We start from the raw sequence: 14,748 nt of genomic DNA on the forward strand, positions 1-14,748 counted from the left end.
CGTGCCTCGTCTCAGTGTGATCGTGCCCTGCTTCCAGGTCCGGAGCTTCCTGCGGGAGTGTCTGGACTCGCTGTTGGAGCAATCCTTCGGGGACTTCGAGGTGATCGCCGTCGACGACTGCTCGCCGGACGACAGCGGCGCGATCCTCGACGCGTACGCGGCCCGCGACGAGCGGGTGCGGGTGCTGCACCTGCCGGAGAACGGCGGCCTCGGCCCCGCCCGCAACGCGGGGATGCGACTGGCGCGCGGCGACTACCTGTTCTTCCTCGACAGCGACGACACCCTCACCCCCGGCGCCCTCGCGGCGATCGCGGACCGGCTCGCGGAGAGCGGCGACCCGGACGTCCTGGTCTTCGACTACGCGCGCTCCTACTGGTGGGGCGGTCTGCGCAGGAACGTCCTCGCGCCGGTGCTGGCGCGGACCGACGGGGTGTTCTCGGCGGCCGAACTCCCGGAGATCCTCGACCTGATGATGGTCGCGTGGAACAAGGTGCAGCGCCGCGACTTCGTCGAGCGGGAGGGCCTCGCGTTCCCGCCGGGCTACTACGAGGACACGCCGTGGACGTTCCCGCTGCTGTTCGGCGCCGAGCGGATTGCGCTGCTCGACCGGATCTGCGTGCTCTACCGCCAGCGCCGCCAGGGCAGCATCCTGTCCACCACGAGCCGTCGGCACTTCGACGTCCACGAGCAGTACGGCCGTGTCTTCGCGTTCCTCGACTCCCGTCCTGAGCTGGCGAGTTGGCGTCCGTTCCTGCACCGCAAGCTGGGCGAGCACTGCCTAGACATCCTCGGCAGGCCGAACCGGCTGCCGCCCGCCGACAGGGCCGAGTTCTTCCGCCGCACGGCCGAACTGTTCCGCGCGCACCGCCCGGACGAGGAGTCGATCCCGCCCGAACTGCGGGTGCTGTACGGGAGTTGGGCCGCCTACCTCGCCCGGCGCCGCGCCGAAGCGCTCCGCGAGCGGCTGCGGAAGGCGGCCGTGCCCCGGGCGCGCCGGACAGTCGCCAGGGCCCGGCTGAACCGGCCACTGGACCCCGACCTGGTGCTGTACTCGGCGTTCTCGCACCGAGGTGTCCTGGGCGACCCGGCCGCGATCTACCACAAGGCCCGTGAGATCGCCCCGCACCTGCGCGGGGTGTGGGTCGTCCGGGACGAGGCGACGCCGGTCCCGGAGGGCGTGGAGCGCGTCCTGCCCGACTCCCGCGCCTACCGTCAACTGACCCTCAGGGCCTCCTGCTTCGTCAACAACGTCACCTGGCCCGCCGGTCTCGTGAAGCGCCCCGGCAGCACGCACATCCACACCCACCAGGGCACCCCGCTCAAGTTCATGGCCGCCGACCTCCTCACCAAACCCGGCGCCCGCTACGGCCTCGACGTGCCGAGGACGCTGCGCCAGGCCGACCGCTGGGACCACAGCCTGGTCGCCAACCTGCACTCGGAACTAGTGTGGGAGCGGGCCTACCCGTGCCACTTCACGTCGGCGCGTACCGGCAGCCCGCGCAACGACGTCCTCGTGACCGCCGTACCCGACAAGGGAGTTGCCGTCCGGGAGCGGCTCGGCATCCCGGCCGGGCACACCGTCGTCCTGTACGCCCCGACCCGCCGCGACCATGTCCGGGGCGGGCACGTCGACCGGATCGACCTCGCCCGGTTCGCCGCCGGCCTCGGCGAGGGCCACACCCTCGTCGTCCGCCTGCACCCCTCGCTCGCGGCGGGCCCGGTGCGCGGGATGGGGCTCACCGAGCTGCACCGGCGCGGGGTGCTGGTCGACGCGACGGACGAACTCCACGTCGAGGACGTCATGTTGGCGTCGGACGTCCTCGTCACCGACTACTCGGCCCTGATGTTCGACTACGCCAACCTGGACCGCCCGATCGTCGTCCACGCCGACGACCTCGCCACGTACACCGCCGCGCGGGGCCTGTACTTCGACGTCACCGCCGAACCGCCCGGCCATGTCACCCGCAACCAAAGCGAGTTGGCGGCACTGTTCGCGTCCGGAAGCTGGCGGGACGAGGAATCGGCGCTGCTGCGAAAGGAGTTCAGGGAGCGGTTCTGCGCGTTCGACGACGGGCGCGCCGCCGAGCGCGTCGTAAGGACCCTGCTGCTCGGTGAACCGGGCTTCGGCGAACCGGGGTGAGGACGCGGACCTGGGCGTGGCTGCTGGCGGCGCTGTTCGCCGTGTGCCAACTCGCCAATGTCACAGGGCGGGACACGCCCGACACGAAGAACTACCTGTCGTACGCGCTGTCGTTGAGCGGTGACGGCAAGCGGGCCGCCGCCTCGGCGACGATCGACTACGTGTGCGCGGGCCGGGGTGCGACGGCCTCGCGGCGGCAGGGGGTGGACGTCACCCGGTTCCGCGAGCCGGACCCGGGGGCGCGGGTCGCCGCCCGGTGCCGGGCGAAGGAGTGGCGGGCGGTCGACGCACGGCTGCGGGCGGGCCAGGCCGGGGGCCGGACCGTGCCGTTCGCGTCCGCGCGGTTCATGCGGATCTTCGAGGCGCGGCCCGGGTATCCGGTGTATCTCGTGCCGTTCCTCGCGGTGCTCGGGGTGGCGTGGGGGGTGTGGGCGGCGAGCGTGACCGTGGCCGTCCTCGGGGGGCTGCTGGTGTTCCTGATCCTGCGGACGCTGCGCGCCCCGCCGTTCGCCTGCCTGACCGGGCAGGGCCTGTACTACGTCCTGCCGGTCGGCACGACCGCGATGCGCCCGATGACCGAGGGCCTGCTGCTGGCGCTCACCCTGGCGGCGCTGTGGGGGTGCGCGCTCGTCCTGGAGGGCCGGCGGGGCGGCGCGGGGCTCTGGCTGATCGGCGCGGCGCTGGCCGCGCTGTTCACCGTCAAGCACGCGCAGGCGCTGTTCCTCGGGGTGTGCCTCGGGGTTGCAGCAACCGTTTGCTGGTTCTTGTGGCGTCCGCGCCGGGTGCTCGCGGTCGCCGGGGTGGGGTTCGGCGGGGCGCTGGGGGTGGTGCTGCTGGCCCGGCTGCTGCACTTTCCGTCGGCCTCGGAGAGCGTGCAGGACCTGCTGACCGGGCATTTCGCGGACCCCGACCGGGCGCGGCCGTGGGCGGAGCTGCTGCGTCTGGAGGCGCGTTTCTGGGTGGAGTGGCTGCGGCGGCAGTTGTGGGAGCCGTTGCTGCTCGTCTCCGTCGCGGCCGGGGTGTGGGGGGTGCTGCGCCGGCGGGCGTTCGGGGTGTTCGCGGTCGGCGCGGCGGGCACGGGAGTGCTGACGCAGGCGGGGCATCCGGACATCGGGATCTGGGGCGGACGGCTGGTCGTGCTGGTGTGGGTGGTGGCGGTGGTGGGGGTGCCGTTGTTGCTGGAGAGGCCGGGGAGCGGGGTGCGGGGTGGCGGGGAGCCGGTGGAGGGCGCTTCGACGCGGGAGGGCGAGAGGCCGGCGCAGGTCGCTTCCGCGCGGGAGGGCGAGGCCCGCTTGTGCGATCACCCGACCGGGTGATCGTCAGCTAAAGCCGCTCCCCGCGCCGGGAAGACACTCGGAATGCCGCTGATCCCCCTCCTGTCCCCCACCCGGTGAGCGCCGACGCCCTGACCCGTCGTCCCGCGCGCGGGGCGACGGCGTTGCGCGGTGGCCGGGTGTGGCGGCCGAGCCCCTATCAGGTGGCCGGGTTCGGGTTCTTCCTGGTGATGACGCTGGCGTGCTGGCGGGTGCCCCTGTGCTGCGACGCCGGGCAGCACGCGGCGGTGATCGAGCGGCTGAAGGCGGATCTGCTGAACCCGCGCCACCCGACGGCCGACCTGCCGGGTACGGGCAGCCCGTACTACTCGCCGTACGCGCTCGCGCAGGCGGTGTTCGCGCGGCTCACCGGGCTGACGGGCTGGGAGGTGCTGCGGCTCGCGGCCCCGCTGAATCTGCTGGTGCTGCTCACCGGGCTCGGCCGGCTCGTGCGGGTGCTGACGCCGCGCCCCTGGGCGCCCGTGCTGGCGCTGGCCGCGATGACGCTCCTGTGGGGCACCGACCGCGCCTGGTGGAGCGGCTATCTGGGCCTGATGTCGATGACCGGGACGCTGCCGTACCCATCCGCGTTCGCCGTCGGGCTGACCTTCTGGGCGTGGGCCCTGACGGGTGCACGCGCGCGTGACGCGCGCCGGGTGCGTTTCGTCGGCCCGCGCGGGATGCGCGGTTTCACCGGGTACGCCGCCGTGGGGGCGCTGTACGGGGTGATCCTCCTGGTGCATCCGATCACCGCCGTGGCCGCGTTCCTCGGGGGTGCCGCCTTCGTCCTCGGCTGGGAGCGGGCGTGGCGCTCGGGCGCGCTCGCGCGCTGGGCGACGGCCGGTGCCGTGGCCCTCGCCGTGGCGGCGGCCTGGCCCTGGTACGACGTGTTCGCGCTGGCCGGGGACACCGGTGTCGACGGCATCCACAAGCGCCTGTACGTCGACCTGTGGGGCCACTTCTGGCTCGCCCTGCTCGGCCTCCCGGCGCTGTGGGCGCGGGCTCGGCGCTCGGCGCGCGATCCCCTGGTGCTGCTGTTCGTCCTGGAGTGCGCGGTGGTGGCGTACGGGTGGGTGAGCGGGCACTACACGTACGGGCGCGTGCTGGGGCTCGCGTTGGTGCCGCTCCAGTTCGCCCTGGCCGTGGAGCTGGCGGCGCCCCGGCCCTGGGCCCCCGGGCGCCGGGTCCTCGCGGTGTGCGCGGCGGTCGCCGCCTGTGCGGGGTTCTGGACGGTGCAGGCCGGCGCCGTCGTCCCGCGCGCGCTGGACCCCGTCGGCTTCGACCAGCCCCCGGACTGGCCGTCGTACGACTGGGCCGCCCGGCACATCCGGCCCGGCGAGGTCGTCGTCACCGACGGCTACCACGCGGTCCACGCGATCGCCGGGTACGGCGCGAACCTGGCCGCGCCGGTGTGGCCGGACGCGTCGGTCGCCGAGGAGGTGCGGGCGGCGCGGCTCGCGGACGTGCGCGCGTACCTGGCCCCCACGACCGGTCCCGCCGAACGGGCCGCGCTGGGCCGGCGGTACCACGTGCGGTGGCTGCTGCTGACGCGGTGGCATCGGGTGCCCGGGGAGGCGGTGGTGGTGGCGTGGAGCAGGCGGACGGGGGAGGTGCTGGCGCGGGTGGGGTATTAGCGGGGGTGGCGGAGGGGCGGGTGCCGAAGCGGAGGGGTACCGGAGGGCGGGCCGTCCGGAGGGTTTGCCTGGCGACCCGACGTTCCGGAAGGTCGTCCCCACGCACGCGCCACCGCCGTAACCCGGCCGCTCGCCGGCCCCCACCCCTCCCCCGGCGCGACACGCCGAAGGCCCCTCAGGCTGCCTGGAAGGCCGTTCCGTCCAGCCGGGGGAAGTTGGACGGAACGGCCCACCGGACGGCCTGAGGGGCCTTCAGGGGGCTTTCCCGGGGCCCTCGGGGCCGCCGGTGGGGGCGGGTCGGGCGACCCACCCCGGGGCGAAACGATTACTCGATGACGAGGTCGACCTCGACGTTGCCGCGGGTGGCGTTGGAGTACGGGCAGACCTGGTGGGCGGTCTCGACCAGCTTGCGGCCGGTCGCCTCGTCCACGGTGTCGGGCAGCTCCACGCGGAGCGTGACCTTGAGGCCGAAGCCCTCGCCCTGCTTGCCGATGCCGACCTCGGCGGTCACGGCGGCGTCGCTCACGTCGACCTTGGCGTTGCGGCCGACGAGACCGAGCGCGCTGCCGAAACAGGCGGCGTAACCGGCGGCGAAGAGCTGCTCCGGGTTGGTGCCCTGGCCGTTGCCGCCCAGCTCCGCCGGGGGAGCCAGCGCGACGTCGATCTTGCCGTCGTTCGTGAAGGCCCGGCCGTCACGGCCGTGCGTGGCGGTGGCGACTGCGGTGTAGATCGCGTCCATGGTTGAACCATCCCTCTGGATAAGTCGTGACGGGGGTGGCCGGTCCTTCCGCGTCTCCGCCTCGGGACCGCCTCACGGAGATAAGTAGAGCACACAATTAAATTGTGCACAACTAAATGGCCCGCAAGAGCTACTCTGGGGTCATGAGCCCGACGACGCCGACGCCCGCCGCAGCCGAAGAGAGCTGGCTGCGCCTGGACCGCCAGATCTGCTTCTCCCTGCACGCCGCCTCGCGCGCCTTCAACGGGGTCTACCGAGTGATCCTCAAGGACCTCGGCCTGACCTACCCCCAGTACCTCGTGATGCTGGTCCTCTGGGAGGAGGGCACCCTCCCGGTCAAGAGGCTCGGCGAACACCTGCGCCTCGACTCCGGCACCCTCTCCCCGCTCCTCAAGCGCCTGGAGTCGGCCGGTCTCGTCCGGCGCGAGCGCAGCGCGCGCGACGAGCGCTCCGTGGAGGTCCGCCTCACCGACGAGGGCAGCGCCCTGCGCGAGCGCGCCCGCCAGGTGCCGCGCCGCATCCTGTCCGCGACGAGCTTCGACCCGGAGGAGATCCGCGCCCTGAAGAGCCAGCTGGACGCGCTCACCACCGCGCTGGACGAGGCCGCGCAGAGCGAGGCGGCACCGGAGGAGGCGCGCTCCTAGGAACCCGCGGGACCCCTACGAGCGGCCCGCGTCCGAGTCCTTGCGGACGTAGAGCCGGATCACCGTGCCGCGCAGGACGGCGACCTGGCTGGGCCGCGCCGCGACGAAGTCGTCCTTGACGATCGCCAGCTTGGCCTTCTCGACCGGGTCCTGCGGCGCCCACTCGCTGCCCTTCCACAGGGTGTACGACTGGGAGACCACCCAGAGCCGGTCGACGCCCTTGAGCCCGGCCCGTATCTCCTCGGGGGACAGCGCCGTCCCGTAGAGCGTCCCGGAGTCGGGCCCGGACACGGCCAGCGTCGTGTCCCGGGTGCCCCGGAAGTCGGCCGGGTAGGCCAGTTCGGAGCGGCGCGAGATCTCCGGCAGGTACATCACGTCGTCCCCGGGCCGCATCATGCGCGCGGCGGCGGCGCCGACCTGGGCGAGGTCGTCCGCGCGCGAGGCCGTCGTCCGCTCGACCCGCTGGACCGGGAGCTGGAACACGAAGGTGCCGGCGATCGCCAGCACCCCCGCGAGGGCGACCGCCCCTTGCAGCAGCACGCGCGTACGCCCGCGCGCCTGTCCGGCGGGGGGCACGTCGGACGGCGGTCCCGAGGGCGCCACCGGTACGACGGGGAGGCCGCGTCCCTCGGAGTCGTCGCCCCGCGCGGGCGCGCCCGCCGGCACCGGGTCGAGCCGCAGGGCGAGGGTCGGCGCGTCCACGCGCGCGGGAGGGGCCCCGGTCGCGTCGTCCCCCGCGCGCGGGGTGATCCGCGCCGCCGCGAGGGACACGCCCCGCAGCACCCGGTCCGCTCCCGCGGCGACCAGCAGGGGCGCTCCGGCGAGCGCGTACAGGATGTACCGGTCGTCGTACATGGGCCGTTCCTGGGAGACCAGGAGCAGCACGGCGGGCGGGAGCACCAGGAGGGGCGCGGCGACGGTGGCGACGGACAGGCGGCGCCGGCTCGGCAGGGCGACGAGGGCGAGCAGCAGGCTCGTCCAGTAGACGGCGCCGTACGTGCCGAAGAACTCGCGGGTCAGGCTCTCGACCCGCTCCAGGTCCGGCCGGGCCAGCCAGGACACCTGCTTGGACTGCCCGTTGGAGATGTAGACGAGCGGCAGGAGGGCCAGCACGGCGGCCCCGGAGGACGCGATCCAGCGGGTCCAGGTCCGTCGGGAGGCGCCGGACAGGACGAGGGTGACGCCGTGGGCGAGCAGGACCAGCACGGCGAACTCGTGCAGGACGCAGGTGACGGCGACGGTGAGGCCGTAGGGCCACCAGGAGCGGCCGTCCAGGGCCCGCAGGAACAGGAGGGTCGCCCCGAGCGCGCCGGCCGCCACGAGGGCGTAGGAGCGGCCCTCCTGGGCGTAGTGGGAGACCATCGGGGTGCAGGCGAACAGCAGGCCCGCCCAGAGCCCGACGCGGGGCCCGGCGAGGCGGGTGCCGAGGGCCGCGACGATCCCGGCGGCGAGCGCGGCGCCGACGACGGAGGGCAGCCGCAGGGTGACCTCGCTCGCGTGCACGCCGAGGACGACGTGCATGAACAGGTAGTACAGGCCGTGCACGGCGTCGACCTCGTGCAGGAGCCGCCAGATCTGCGGCAGCGACCGCTGTCCGACCTCGTAGGTCACCGCCTCGTCGCGCCACATGCCGCCGCGGTCGATCCGCCACAGCCCGAGGGCGGACATGACCACGACAGGTATGGCTATGGGAACGGCGGCGGCAAGTCGCGAGCGCGCGGAGCGAGTGGTCGTCACGGGCCGATTCTGCGGCATCTGAGCCATAGGAGCGGTCTTACCTGGGATTCACTGTGTTCTAGGTGTCCATTAGTGCAGCAACGGGATACAGCCCGCTTACGATCCGGCAAATGACCACCCCTTCCTCCCGCCTTCCAGGCGGTGTGAAGAAACGTCATCGCCTGCTCGTTCTCGGCGCCGGATGGCTCTTCACGCGCGCGTGGATGCTCTGGCTGCTCACGCACGGCGACGCGCGATGGCTCGGCGAAGGCAGCGTCACCCGCGAGGTGTGGCGGCTGTACCACGACTGGTATCTCGTCCTCGTCCACGGCACGTTCCCCACCCACGACGCCCTGTGGCAGTACCCGCCGGGGGCGGGCGCGGTCATGCTCTCGCCCGCGCTGTTGCCGTTCCTGTCGTACTTCCAGGCGTTCGTCGCCCTGACCCTCCTGTGCGACGCGGTGACGACGGCCGTCCTCGCGCGCGCGGGGCTCGCCCCGGGCCGCTCCCTGGCCGGCGCCGCCCTGTGGGTGGGCGGTCTGCCGCTCCTGCTGCACACCCCGCTGGCCCGGTACGACGTCCAGGTCACCATGCTCGCGGTGATCTCCCTGGTGACAATGGCCCGGCGCCCGCGCGTGGGAGGCGCGTTCGCGGCGCTGGGGGCGCTGGTGAAGGTGTGGCCGGCGCTGCTGCTCCTGGGGGCGCCGAAGGGCCGTCCCACGCGCGGGGCGTGGGCGGGGGCGGCCGTCACCGCGGTGACCGTCCTCGCCGTCCTGGTGGCGGCGTTCGCGCACCCGTTCTCGTTCCTGCGGGAACAGGGCGGGCGGGGCGTGCAGATCGAGTCCCTGGGCGGCACGTTCCTGATGTTCGCCACGCACGCGGGCTGGCCGGGCGTCGTCCGCTACCAGTACGGCGCCATAGAGTTCGTCGGCCCGCACGTCACGGCCGTCGCCGACGCCTCCCTGGCGCTGACGGCCGTCGCCTTCGCCCTGCTCCTGCTGTGGCGGCTGCGCTCCCGGCGCCACACCTCCGCGACGCCGTTCGACGCGGCCCTGTGCGCCGTCCTGCTGTTCACGGTCACCAGCCGGGTGATCAGCCCGCAGTACATGATCTGGCTGATCGGCCTGTCCGCGGTGTGCCTGACCTCCCGGCACACGGCCCAGCGGCCGGTCACCGTACTGGTCCTGGCGGCGACGGCGGTCAGTTCGGCCGTGTACCCGGGCCTGTACTTCACGCTCACCACCTGCTCGTGGACCGGCTGCTTCCTGATGCTGCTGCGCAACGGCCTGCTGCTGGCGGCGGCGGTGCTGTCCTTCGTCCGCCTCTGGCGCACGACCACGGGCCGCGCCGAGGGCGGTACGGAGAGTTATCCACAGGCTCTGCGCCGGGAGCCCGCGCCTGCTTGACTGGGGTGAACGAGGCCGAGACGTGGAGGGGAAGGCCGTACATGACGTGGCTGATCACGGGGGGCGCCGGCTACATCGGCGCGCATGTCGTCCGGGCGATGACCGAGGCGGGCGAGCGGGCGGTCGTGTACGACGACCTGTCGTCGGGGATCGCCGAGCGGCTCCCGGCCGGGGTGCCGCTGGTGGAGGGGTCGACGCTGGACGCGGAGCGCCTGGCGTCGACGCTGGCCGGGCACGGCGTGACGGGCGTGGTGCATCTGGCGGCGAAGAAGCAGGTCGGCGAGTCGGTGGAGCGCCCGCTGCACTACTACCGGGAGAACGTCGAGGGGCTGCGCGTCCTGCTCGACGAGGTGACGAAGGCGGGCGTCGCGTCCTTCGTGTTCTCCTCCTCGGCGGCCGTCTACGGCATGCCGGACGTGGACCTGGTCACCGAGGACACACCGTGCCGTCCGATCTCGCCCTACGGGGAGACGAAACTGGCGGGCGAATGGCTGGTGAACGCGACCGCGCGGGCGACCGGCCTGTCGACGGCCTGCCTGCGCTACTTCAACGTCGCGGGCGCGGCGGCCCCCGCCCTCGCCGACACCGGCGTCTTCAACATCGTCCCGATGGTCTTCGAGCGCCTCACCGCCGGCGAGGCCCCGCGCGTCTTCGGCGCCGACTACCCCACCCCTGACGGCACGTGCGTGCGCGACTACATCCACGTCGTGGACCTGGCCGACGCCCACGTCGCGACGGCCCGCGCCCTCCAGGCGTCCCCCGGACGCACCCTGACCCTCAACATCGGCCGCGGCGAGGGCGTCTCCGTCCGCGAGATGATCGACCACATCTCCGCCGTCACCGGCCACACCCTCCCCCCGACCCTCCACCCCCGCCGCCCCGGCGACCCCGCCCGCGTGGTCGCCTCCGCCGAGCGCGCCACCGCCGAACTGGACTGGAAGGCCAAGCACGACGTCCGGGACATGATCTCCTCCGCCTGGAAAGGCTGGCTCCGCCTGCACCCCGAGGCGGCCTCCGAGTAAGACTCCGGCGCGGAAGGGGCGAGTTATTAGGAAGACGGTAGGAAGGGGGCCGGTGTCCACAGACCGGAAGCAGAAGCAGGTGTCCCGGCTCTCCCGCGCGACCGGTGCCGTCCTCGGCTCGGCCGTCGGGGACGCGCTGGGCGCGCCCTTCGAGTTCGGCCCCGAGGGGGCGTTCTCCGCGCGGTTCCCGCCGGGTGTCCCGGCCGAGGAGATGTGCGGCGGCGGAGGCTGGGACCCCGGGGAGGCCACGGACGACACGCAGATGGCCGTCCTCGTCGGGGAGTCCCTCCTGGAGCGCGGCGGGCTCGACCCGGCGGACGTCTTCGGCCGCTTCCGGCGCTGGGCGGCGGCCGACCCCAAGGACATCGGCCTCCAGACCGAGGCGGTCCTCACCGGCGGGGACCCCTGGGACGTCGCCGCCGCGCTCCACTTCCAGGTGAGCCAGCGCGCGGCGGGCAACGGCGCGCTGATGCGGGCGGCCACCTCGGCGGTGTACTTCGCCGGCCGGGGACAGACCGCCACGCTGGACGCGGGCCGCCGCCTCGCCGCGCTCACCCACGGCGACGCGGCGGCCTGGGAGGGCACCGCCGCCCTGCACGAGCTGATCCGGGCCGCCCTCACCGGCACCGACCCCCTGACCGCCGTACCGAGCACGCTCGCGCTCCTCCACCCCCGCCACCGCGACCGCTACGCCACGGTCCTCGCCCCGGACTGGCACCCCGACCGGGCGACGGAGTTCAACGGCGCGGTCTGGCCCTGTCTCGGCTCCGCCGTGTGGGCGCTGCGCACGACCGGCGGTTTCGAGGACGCCCTGCGGGCCGCGATCGACCTCGGGGGCGACACGGACACGGTGGCGGCCGTCACGGGAGCGCTGGCCGGGGCGGTGTACGGGGCGGAGGCGATACCGGAGCGCTGGGCGCGGGCGGTACGCGTGCCGTTGCCGGGGTTCGGGAGGCGGGTGCTGGGGGCGGGGGAACTGGTGCGGTTGGCGGGGCAGTTGGCGGAGTCAGGGAGCGGCCGGACGCACCCCGCCCCCTGAGAACCACCCCTACGAGATCGCCCTCAACCCTCTCCCCCGCTCCCCCCGCACCCCCTCCAACACCCCTTCCGTCACCTCGTCCGCCGCGAGATAGACCACCAGCTGCTGGGCGTCGTCGGTGAGTTCGAGGGTCTCCCGGTGGAAGCGCAGGACCGCCCCCGAGGGGTGGGTGAGGCGGAGGGGGCCCCGGCGGGGGACGACGTGGCGGTGGACGCGGGTGGTGAGGGCCTCGCCGGCGTCCGGGGCGAGGGCGGCGGTGAACCAGGCGGAGGACTCGGCGGAGGGGCCGAGCCAGAGGTCGAACGCCTGCTCGTCGGCGACGTCGTCCCAGTCGGGGAAGAGGTCCCGCGCGCGGGGGTCGGTGAAGACGTAGCGGGTGAGGTTGGGGGCGGCGGGGTCCAGGAGGCCGGAGGCGGCGGTGAGGGCGGCGAACGCGGGGGTGTGGGCGAGGATGTCGCCGAGGCGGTTGGTGAGCGTCGCGGGGGCCGGCTCCAGGAGGCGCAGGGTCGCCAGGGCCGCCGGGCGGACCTCGCGGGACGCGGGCGCGGGCACGAGGTGCGAGGGGCAGGCGCCGCCGGTGATCTTCGACAGGTAGCGCAGGTGGCCCCGTTCCGCGCGGTCGAGGCAGAGGGCGTCCGCGAGGGCGTTCACCACGGACGGCGACGGATTGCGGTCACGGCCCTGTTCCAGCCGGGTCAGGTACTCGACGCTGATGCCGGCCCGCTCGGCGAGGTCCGACCGGCGCAGCCCCGGCGACCTGCGCCGCCCCCGCTCCGGCAACCCCAGCTCCGCGGGCTGGATGCCGTCCCTCTTGGTCCTGACGAAGTCCCCGAGCGGTGTCCCCATGCCCCCGAGCGTACGACCGTCCCGGCGCCCTGGCGTGGCCCTGCGGGGGCCAGCCTGAGGCCGGTCTGGCTGCTTGCCGCGCCCGCCCCGAGGGTGGACGGCATGAACACCGTCAAGCCCCGGCTCGTCATCGTCGTCGGCAGCGTCCGCACCGGCCGCTTCGGCCCCGTCGTCGCCTCCTGGACCGCCGAACAGGCCCGTCTGCACAACGCGTTCGAGGTCGAGGTCGTCGATCTCGCCGACGTCGAGCTCCCGTTGGAACTGCCCGCCGCGTCCCCGAAGCACGCCGGGGACGACTACCCCCGGCCCGCCGGGATGGCCCCGCTCACCGCCGCGCTCGACCGCGCGGACGCGTTCGTCGTCGTCACCCCGGAGTACAACCACAGCTATCCCGCCGCCCTGAAGGCCGCGATCGACTGGCACTTCACCCAGTGGACGGCGAAACCGGTCGCCTTCGTCAGCTACGGCGGCGCCGCGGGCGGCCGGCACGCCGTGCTGCACCTGGAGAACGTGCTGACCGAACTCCACGCGGTGACCGTCCGGGACGGGCTGTCGTTCGCGCGGTACTTCACCGCGTGGGAGGACGGCAGACCGCTCGACCTGGAGGCGGAGGGGTACGCGAAGGCCCTGTTCGACCAGTTGGCGTGGTGGGCGCGGGCGTTGCGGACGGCTCGGGCGGCGGTGCCGTATCCGGGGTGAACCCGGGGTGAACCCGGGGTGCGGGTGCGGGTGCGGGTGCGGGTGCGGGTGCGGGTGCGGGTGCGGGTGCGGTCAGATGCTCATCACACTTACGAGCCCCTCGCCACCAACCCCGTCACCAACCCCGCCATCAACCCCACCCCGCCCGCCCCCTACGCGTTGTTGAGGTACGCCAACACCGCCAGCACCCTCCGATGCCCGCTGTCCGTCGGCGGCAGCCCCAGCTTCAGGAACACGTTCCCGATGTGCTTGCTCACCGCCCGCTCGGTGACCACCAGCATGCGCGCGATGGTCGTGTTGTCCCGCCCCTCGGCCATCAGCTTGAGCACCTCGCGCTCGCGCGGCGTCAACTGGTCGAGCGGAGAATCACGCCGACGGGTCATCAGCTCGGTGACGACCTCGGGGTCGAGCGCGGTCCCCCCGGAGGCGACCCGCTCCAGCGCGTCGAGGAACTCGTCGACGCGCCCCACCCGGTCCTTGAGGAGATAGCCGACCCCGCTCGCACCCCCGCCGAGCAGCTCGGCGGCGTACGACTCCTCGACGTACTGGGAGAGCACCAGCACCGGCAGCCCGGGGATCTTCTCGCGCGCCTGGAGCGCGGCGACGAGCCCCTCGTCACGGAAGTCCGGGGGCATCCGGACGTCGAGGACGGCGATGTCCGGACGGTGCTCCAGGAGCGCGGGCAGGATCTCGGGACCGCTGCCCGCGACCGCCGCCACCTCGTGACCCGCGGACGTCAGCAGCAGCACCATGCCCTCCCTGAGCAGGGCGTTGTCCTCGGCGATGACGACCTTCACAGCGTTCCCCACCCCTCCTTCACGGCATTCCCCGCCTCCCGCCCCCCGCCGCTCACAGCGCCCTGAGCGCGGCGGCGGTCGTGCGCGCGAGGTCGGCCGGATACGCCTTGTCGACGTCCTGGCGCACGACCAGCGCCCGCCAGTACATCGGCCCGGAGACCAGGTCGAGGGCCAGCTCGTCGTCGAAGTTCTCGTCGATCTCGCCGCGGTTCATCGCGGCCAGCAGGATCTTGTTCGCGACGCCCTCCTGACCGTCCCGCAGCGCCTTCTGGACGGCGTCGGCGATCTCCGCGTTGCGCGCGGACTCGGCCTGGAGGTCGGGGACGATCTGCGAGACCACGGGGTGGCGCAGCGCCCGCGACATGAACTCGTACAGCAGCCGCAGGTCGCCCTCCAGGCTGCCCGTGTCCGGCACCGGCAGGCCCTGCACCGCGACCGCCGAGACGATCTCCAGCACCAGGTGCAGCTTCGACTTCCAGCGCCGGTACACCGCCGTCTTGCCGACCCCCGCACGCCGAGCGATGCCCTCGATCGACATCCGCGCGTAGCCGACGGACGCCAGCTCCTCGAAGACGGCCGCCCTGATGGCCTCCGTCACGTCCTCTCGGAGCACCGCGGCCCCGGCCGGCGCCCTACGGCGCGTCCGCGTCCCGGCACTCTCGGCGTTCGTCGTCATGCGCCCCAGCATAGGGCGTCGCGACGATACGGTCCCGTCCCCACGCAAATCGCCACGACGCGACTGTTCCGTCCCGA

13 protein-coding genes are annotated in these 14,748 nt (G+C 73.6%); 8 read left to right on the top strand and 5 right to left on the bottom strand.

Annotated features, from left to right (window positions below; all coding sequences use genetic code 11):
* Position 1: 1 nt before the first annotated feature.
* The 3 genes from ABZX85_RS26835 to ABZX85_RS26845 all read left to right on the top strand — a co-directional run bounded on the left by ABZX85_RS26835 (position 2) and on the right by ABZX85_RS26845 (position 5,087).
* Positions 2-2,140, top strand: coding sequence for a CDP-glycerol glycerophosphotransferase family protein (locus ABZX85_RS26835; RefSeq protein ID WP_355873490.1), 2,139 nt, complete (start codon positions 2-4; stop codon positions 2,138-2,140).
* Entirely contained in the window at positions 2,137-3,456 is a 1,320-nt protein-coding gene (locus tag ABZX85_RS26840; RefSeq protein WP_355873493.1) for a hypothetical protein, read from the top strand. The genes ABZX85_RS26835 and ABZX85_RS26840 overlap by 4 nt, the downstream gene beginning before the upstream one ends.
* A 74-nt stretch (positions 3,457-3,530) precedes the next feature.
* Positions 3,531-5,087: a hypothetical protein gene (locus ABZX85_RS26845; protein ID WP_355873495.1), complete on the top strand. Its 1,557-nt coding sequence runs from the start codon at positions 3,531-3,533 to the stop codon at positions 5,085-5,087.
* A gap of 325 nt (positions 5,088-5,412) precedes the next feature.
* Here the strand turns inward: ABZX85_RS26845 and ABZX85_RS26850 are convergent, their stop codons facing one another.
* On the bottom strand, positions 5,413-5,826 hold the full coding sequence (locus ABZX85_RS26850; protein ID WP_355873498.1) for an organic hydroperoxide resistance protein: 414 nt from the start codon (positions 5,824-5,826) through the stop codon (positions 5,413-5,415).
* 143 nt (positions 5,827-5,969) lie between these two features.
* Between ABZX85_RS26850 and ABZX85_RS26855 the strand changes: the two genes are divergently transcribed.
* Positions 5,970-6,470 (top strand): MarR family transcriptional regulator, encoded by a 501-nt coding sequence (locus ABZX85_RS26855; RefSeq protein WP_355873501.1) that lies wholly within the window; start codon positions 5,970-5,972, stop codon positions 6,468-6,470.
* A 15-nt stretch (positions 6,471-6,485) separates the two neighbouring features.
* On the opposite strand, the gene ABZX85_RS26860 is transcribed toward ABZX85_RS26855, so the two are convergent.
* Positions 6,486-8,207, bottom strand: a complete 1,722-nt coding sequence (locus ABZX85_RS26860; protein WP_355873504.1) for a glycosyltransferase family 39 protein — start codon at positions 8,205-8,207, stop codon at positions 6,486-6,488.
* Positions 8,208-8,317: 110 nt separating this feature from the next.
* On the opposite strand from ABZX85_RS26860, the gene ABZX85_RS26865 reads away from it, so the two are divergent.
* From ABZX85_RS26865 to ABZX85_RS26875, 3 genes are all read left to right on the top strand, one after another.
* On the top strand, positions 8,318-9,592 hold the full coding sequence (locus ABZX85_RS26865) for a glycosyltransferase family 87 protein (protein WP_355873507.1): 1,275 nt from the start codon (positions 8,318-8,320) through the stop codon (positions 9,590-9,592).
* 41 nt (positions 9,593-9,633) lie between these two features.
* On the top strand, positions 9,634-10,614 hold the full coding sequence (gene galE / locus ABZX85_RS26870) for a UDP-glucose 4-epimerase GalE (RefSeq protein ID WP_355873510.1): 981 nt from the start codon (positions 9,634-9,636) through the stop codon (positions 10,612-10,614).
* A 79-nt stretch (positions 10,615-10,693) separates the two neighbouring features.
* On the top strand, positions 10,694-11,653 hold the full coding sequence (locus ABZX85_RS26875) for an ADP-ribosylglycohydrolase family protein (RefSeq protein WP_355873582.1): 960 nt from the start codon (positions 10,694-10,696) through the stop codon (positions 11,651-11,653).
* A gap of 9 nt (positions 11,654-11,662) precedes the next feature.
* Here the strand turns inward: ABZX85_RS26875 and ABZX85_RS26880 are convergent, their stop codons facing one another.
* Positions 11,663-12,499 (bottom strand): helix-turn-helix transcriptional regulator, encoded by an 837-nt coding sequence (locus tag ABZX85_RS26880; RefSeq protein WP_355873512.1) that lies wholly within the window; start codon positions 12,497-12,499, stop codon positions 11,663-11,665.
* A gap of 102 nt (positions 12,500-12,601) precedes the next feature.
* Here ABZX85_RS26880 and ABZX85_RS26885 point away from each other — a divergent pair, with 102 nt between their 5' ends.
* The gene (locus ABZX85_RS26885) at positions 12,602-13,198 is read left to right on the top strand and encodes an NAD(P)H-dependent oxidoreductase (protein ID WP_355873515.1); all 597 of its coding nucleotides are present in this window, start codon (positions 12,602-12,604) and stop codon (positions 13,196-13,198) included.
* Positions 13,199-13,350: 152 nt separating this feature from the next.
* Here the strand turns inward: ABZX85_RS26885 and ABZX85_RS26890 are convergent, their stop codons facing one another.
* Together ABZX85_RS26890 and ABZX85_RS26895 are read right to left on the bottom strand one after the other, a co-directional pair.
* A complete protein-coding gene (locus tag ABZX85_RS26890; protein WP_355873584.1) occupies positions 13,351-13,995 on the bottom strand; it encodes a response regulator transcription factor in 645 nt (214 codons plus the stop codon).
* Positions 13,996-14,047: 52 nt separating this feature from the next.
* Positions 14,048-14,671, bottom strand: coding sequence for a TetR/AcrR family transcriptional regulator (locus tag ABZX85_RS26895; RefSeq protein ID WP_355873516.1), 624 nt, complete (start codon positions 14,669-14,671; stop codon positions 14,048-14,050).
* Positions 14,672-14,748: the final 77 nt, after the last annotated feature.

It is taken from the genome of Streptomyces sp. NPDC004539 (genome assembly GCF_040610055.1).
Lineage (GTDB): Bacteria > Actinomycetota > Actinomycetes > Streptomycetales > Streptomycetaceae > Streptomyces.

Bases quoted from the DNA above. Each gene is read 5' to 3' on its own strand.
- ABZX85_RS26885 (WP_355873515.1), top strand. From the start codon at position 12,602: ATGAACACCGTCAAGCCCCGGCTCGTCATCGTCGTCGGCAGCGTCCGC.
- ABZX85_RS26865 (WP_355873507.1), top strand. From the start codon at position 8,318: ATGACCACCCCTTCCTCCCGCCTTCCAGGCGGTGTGAAGAAACGTCAT.
- galE (WP_355873510.1), top strand. From the start codon at position 9,634: ATGACGTGGCTGATCACGGGGGGCGCCGGCTACATCGGCGCGCATGTC.
- ABZX85_RS26895 (WP_355873516.1), bottom strand. From the start codon at position 14,671: ATGACGACGAACGCCGAGAGTGCCGGGACGCGGACGCGCCGTAGGGCG.
- ABZX85_RS26880 (WP_355873512.1), bottom strand. From the start codon at position 12,499: ATGGGGACACCGCTCGGGGACTTCGTCAGGACCAAGAGGGACGGCATC.
- ABZX85_RS26850 (WP_355873498.1), bottom strand. From the start codon at position 5,826: ATGGACGCGATCTACACCGCAGTCGCCACCGCCACGCACGGCCGTGAC.
- ABZX85_RS26855 (WP_355873501.1), top strand. From the start codon at position 5,970: ATGAGCCCGACGACGCCGACGCCCGCCGCAGCCGAAGAGAGCTGGCTG.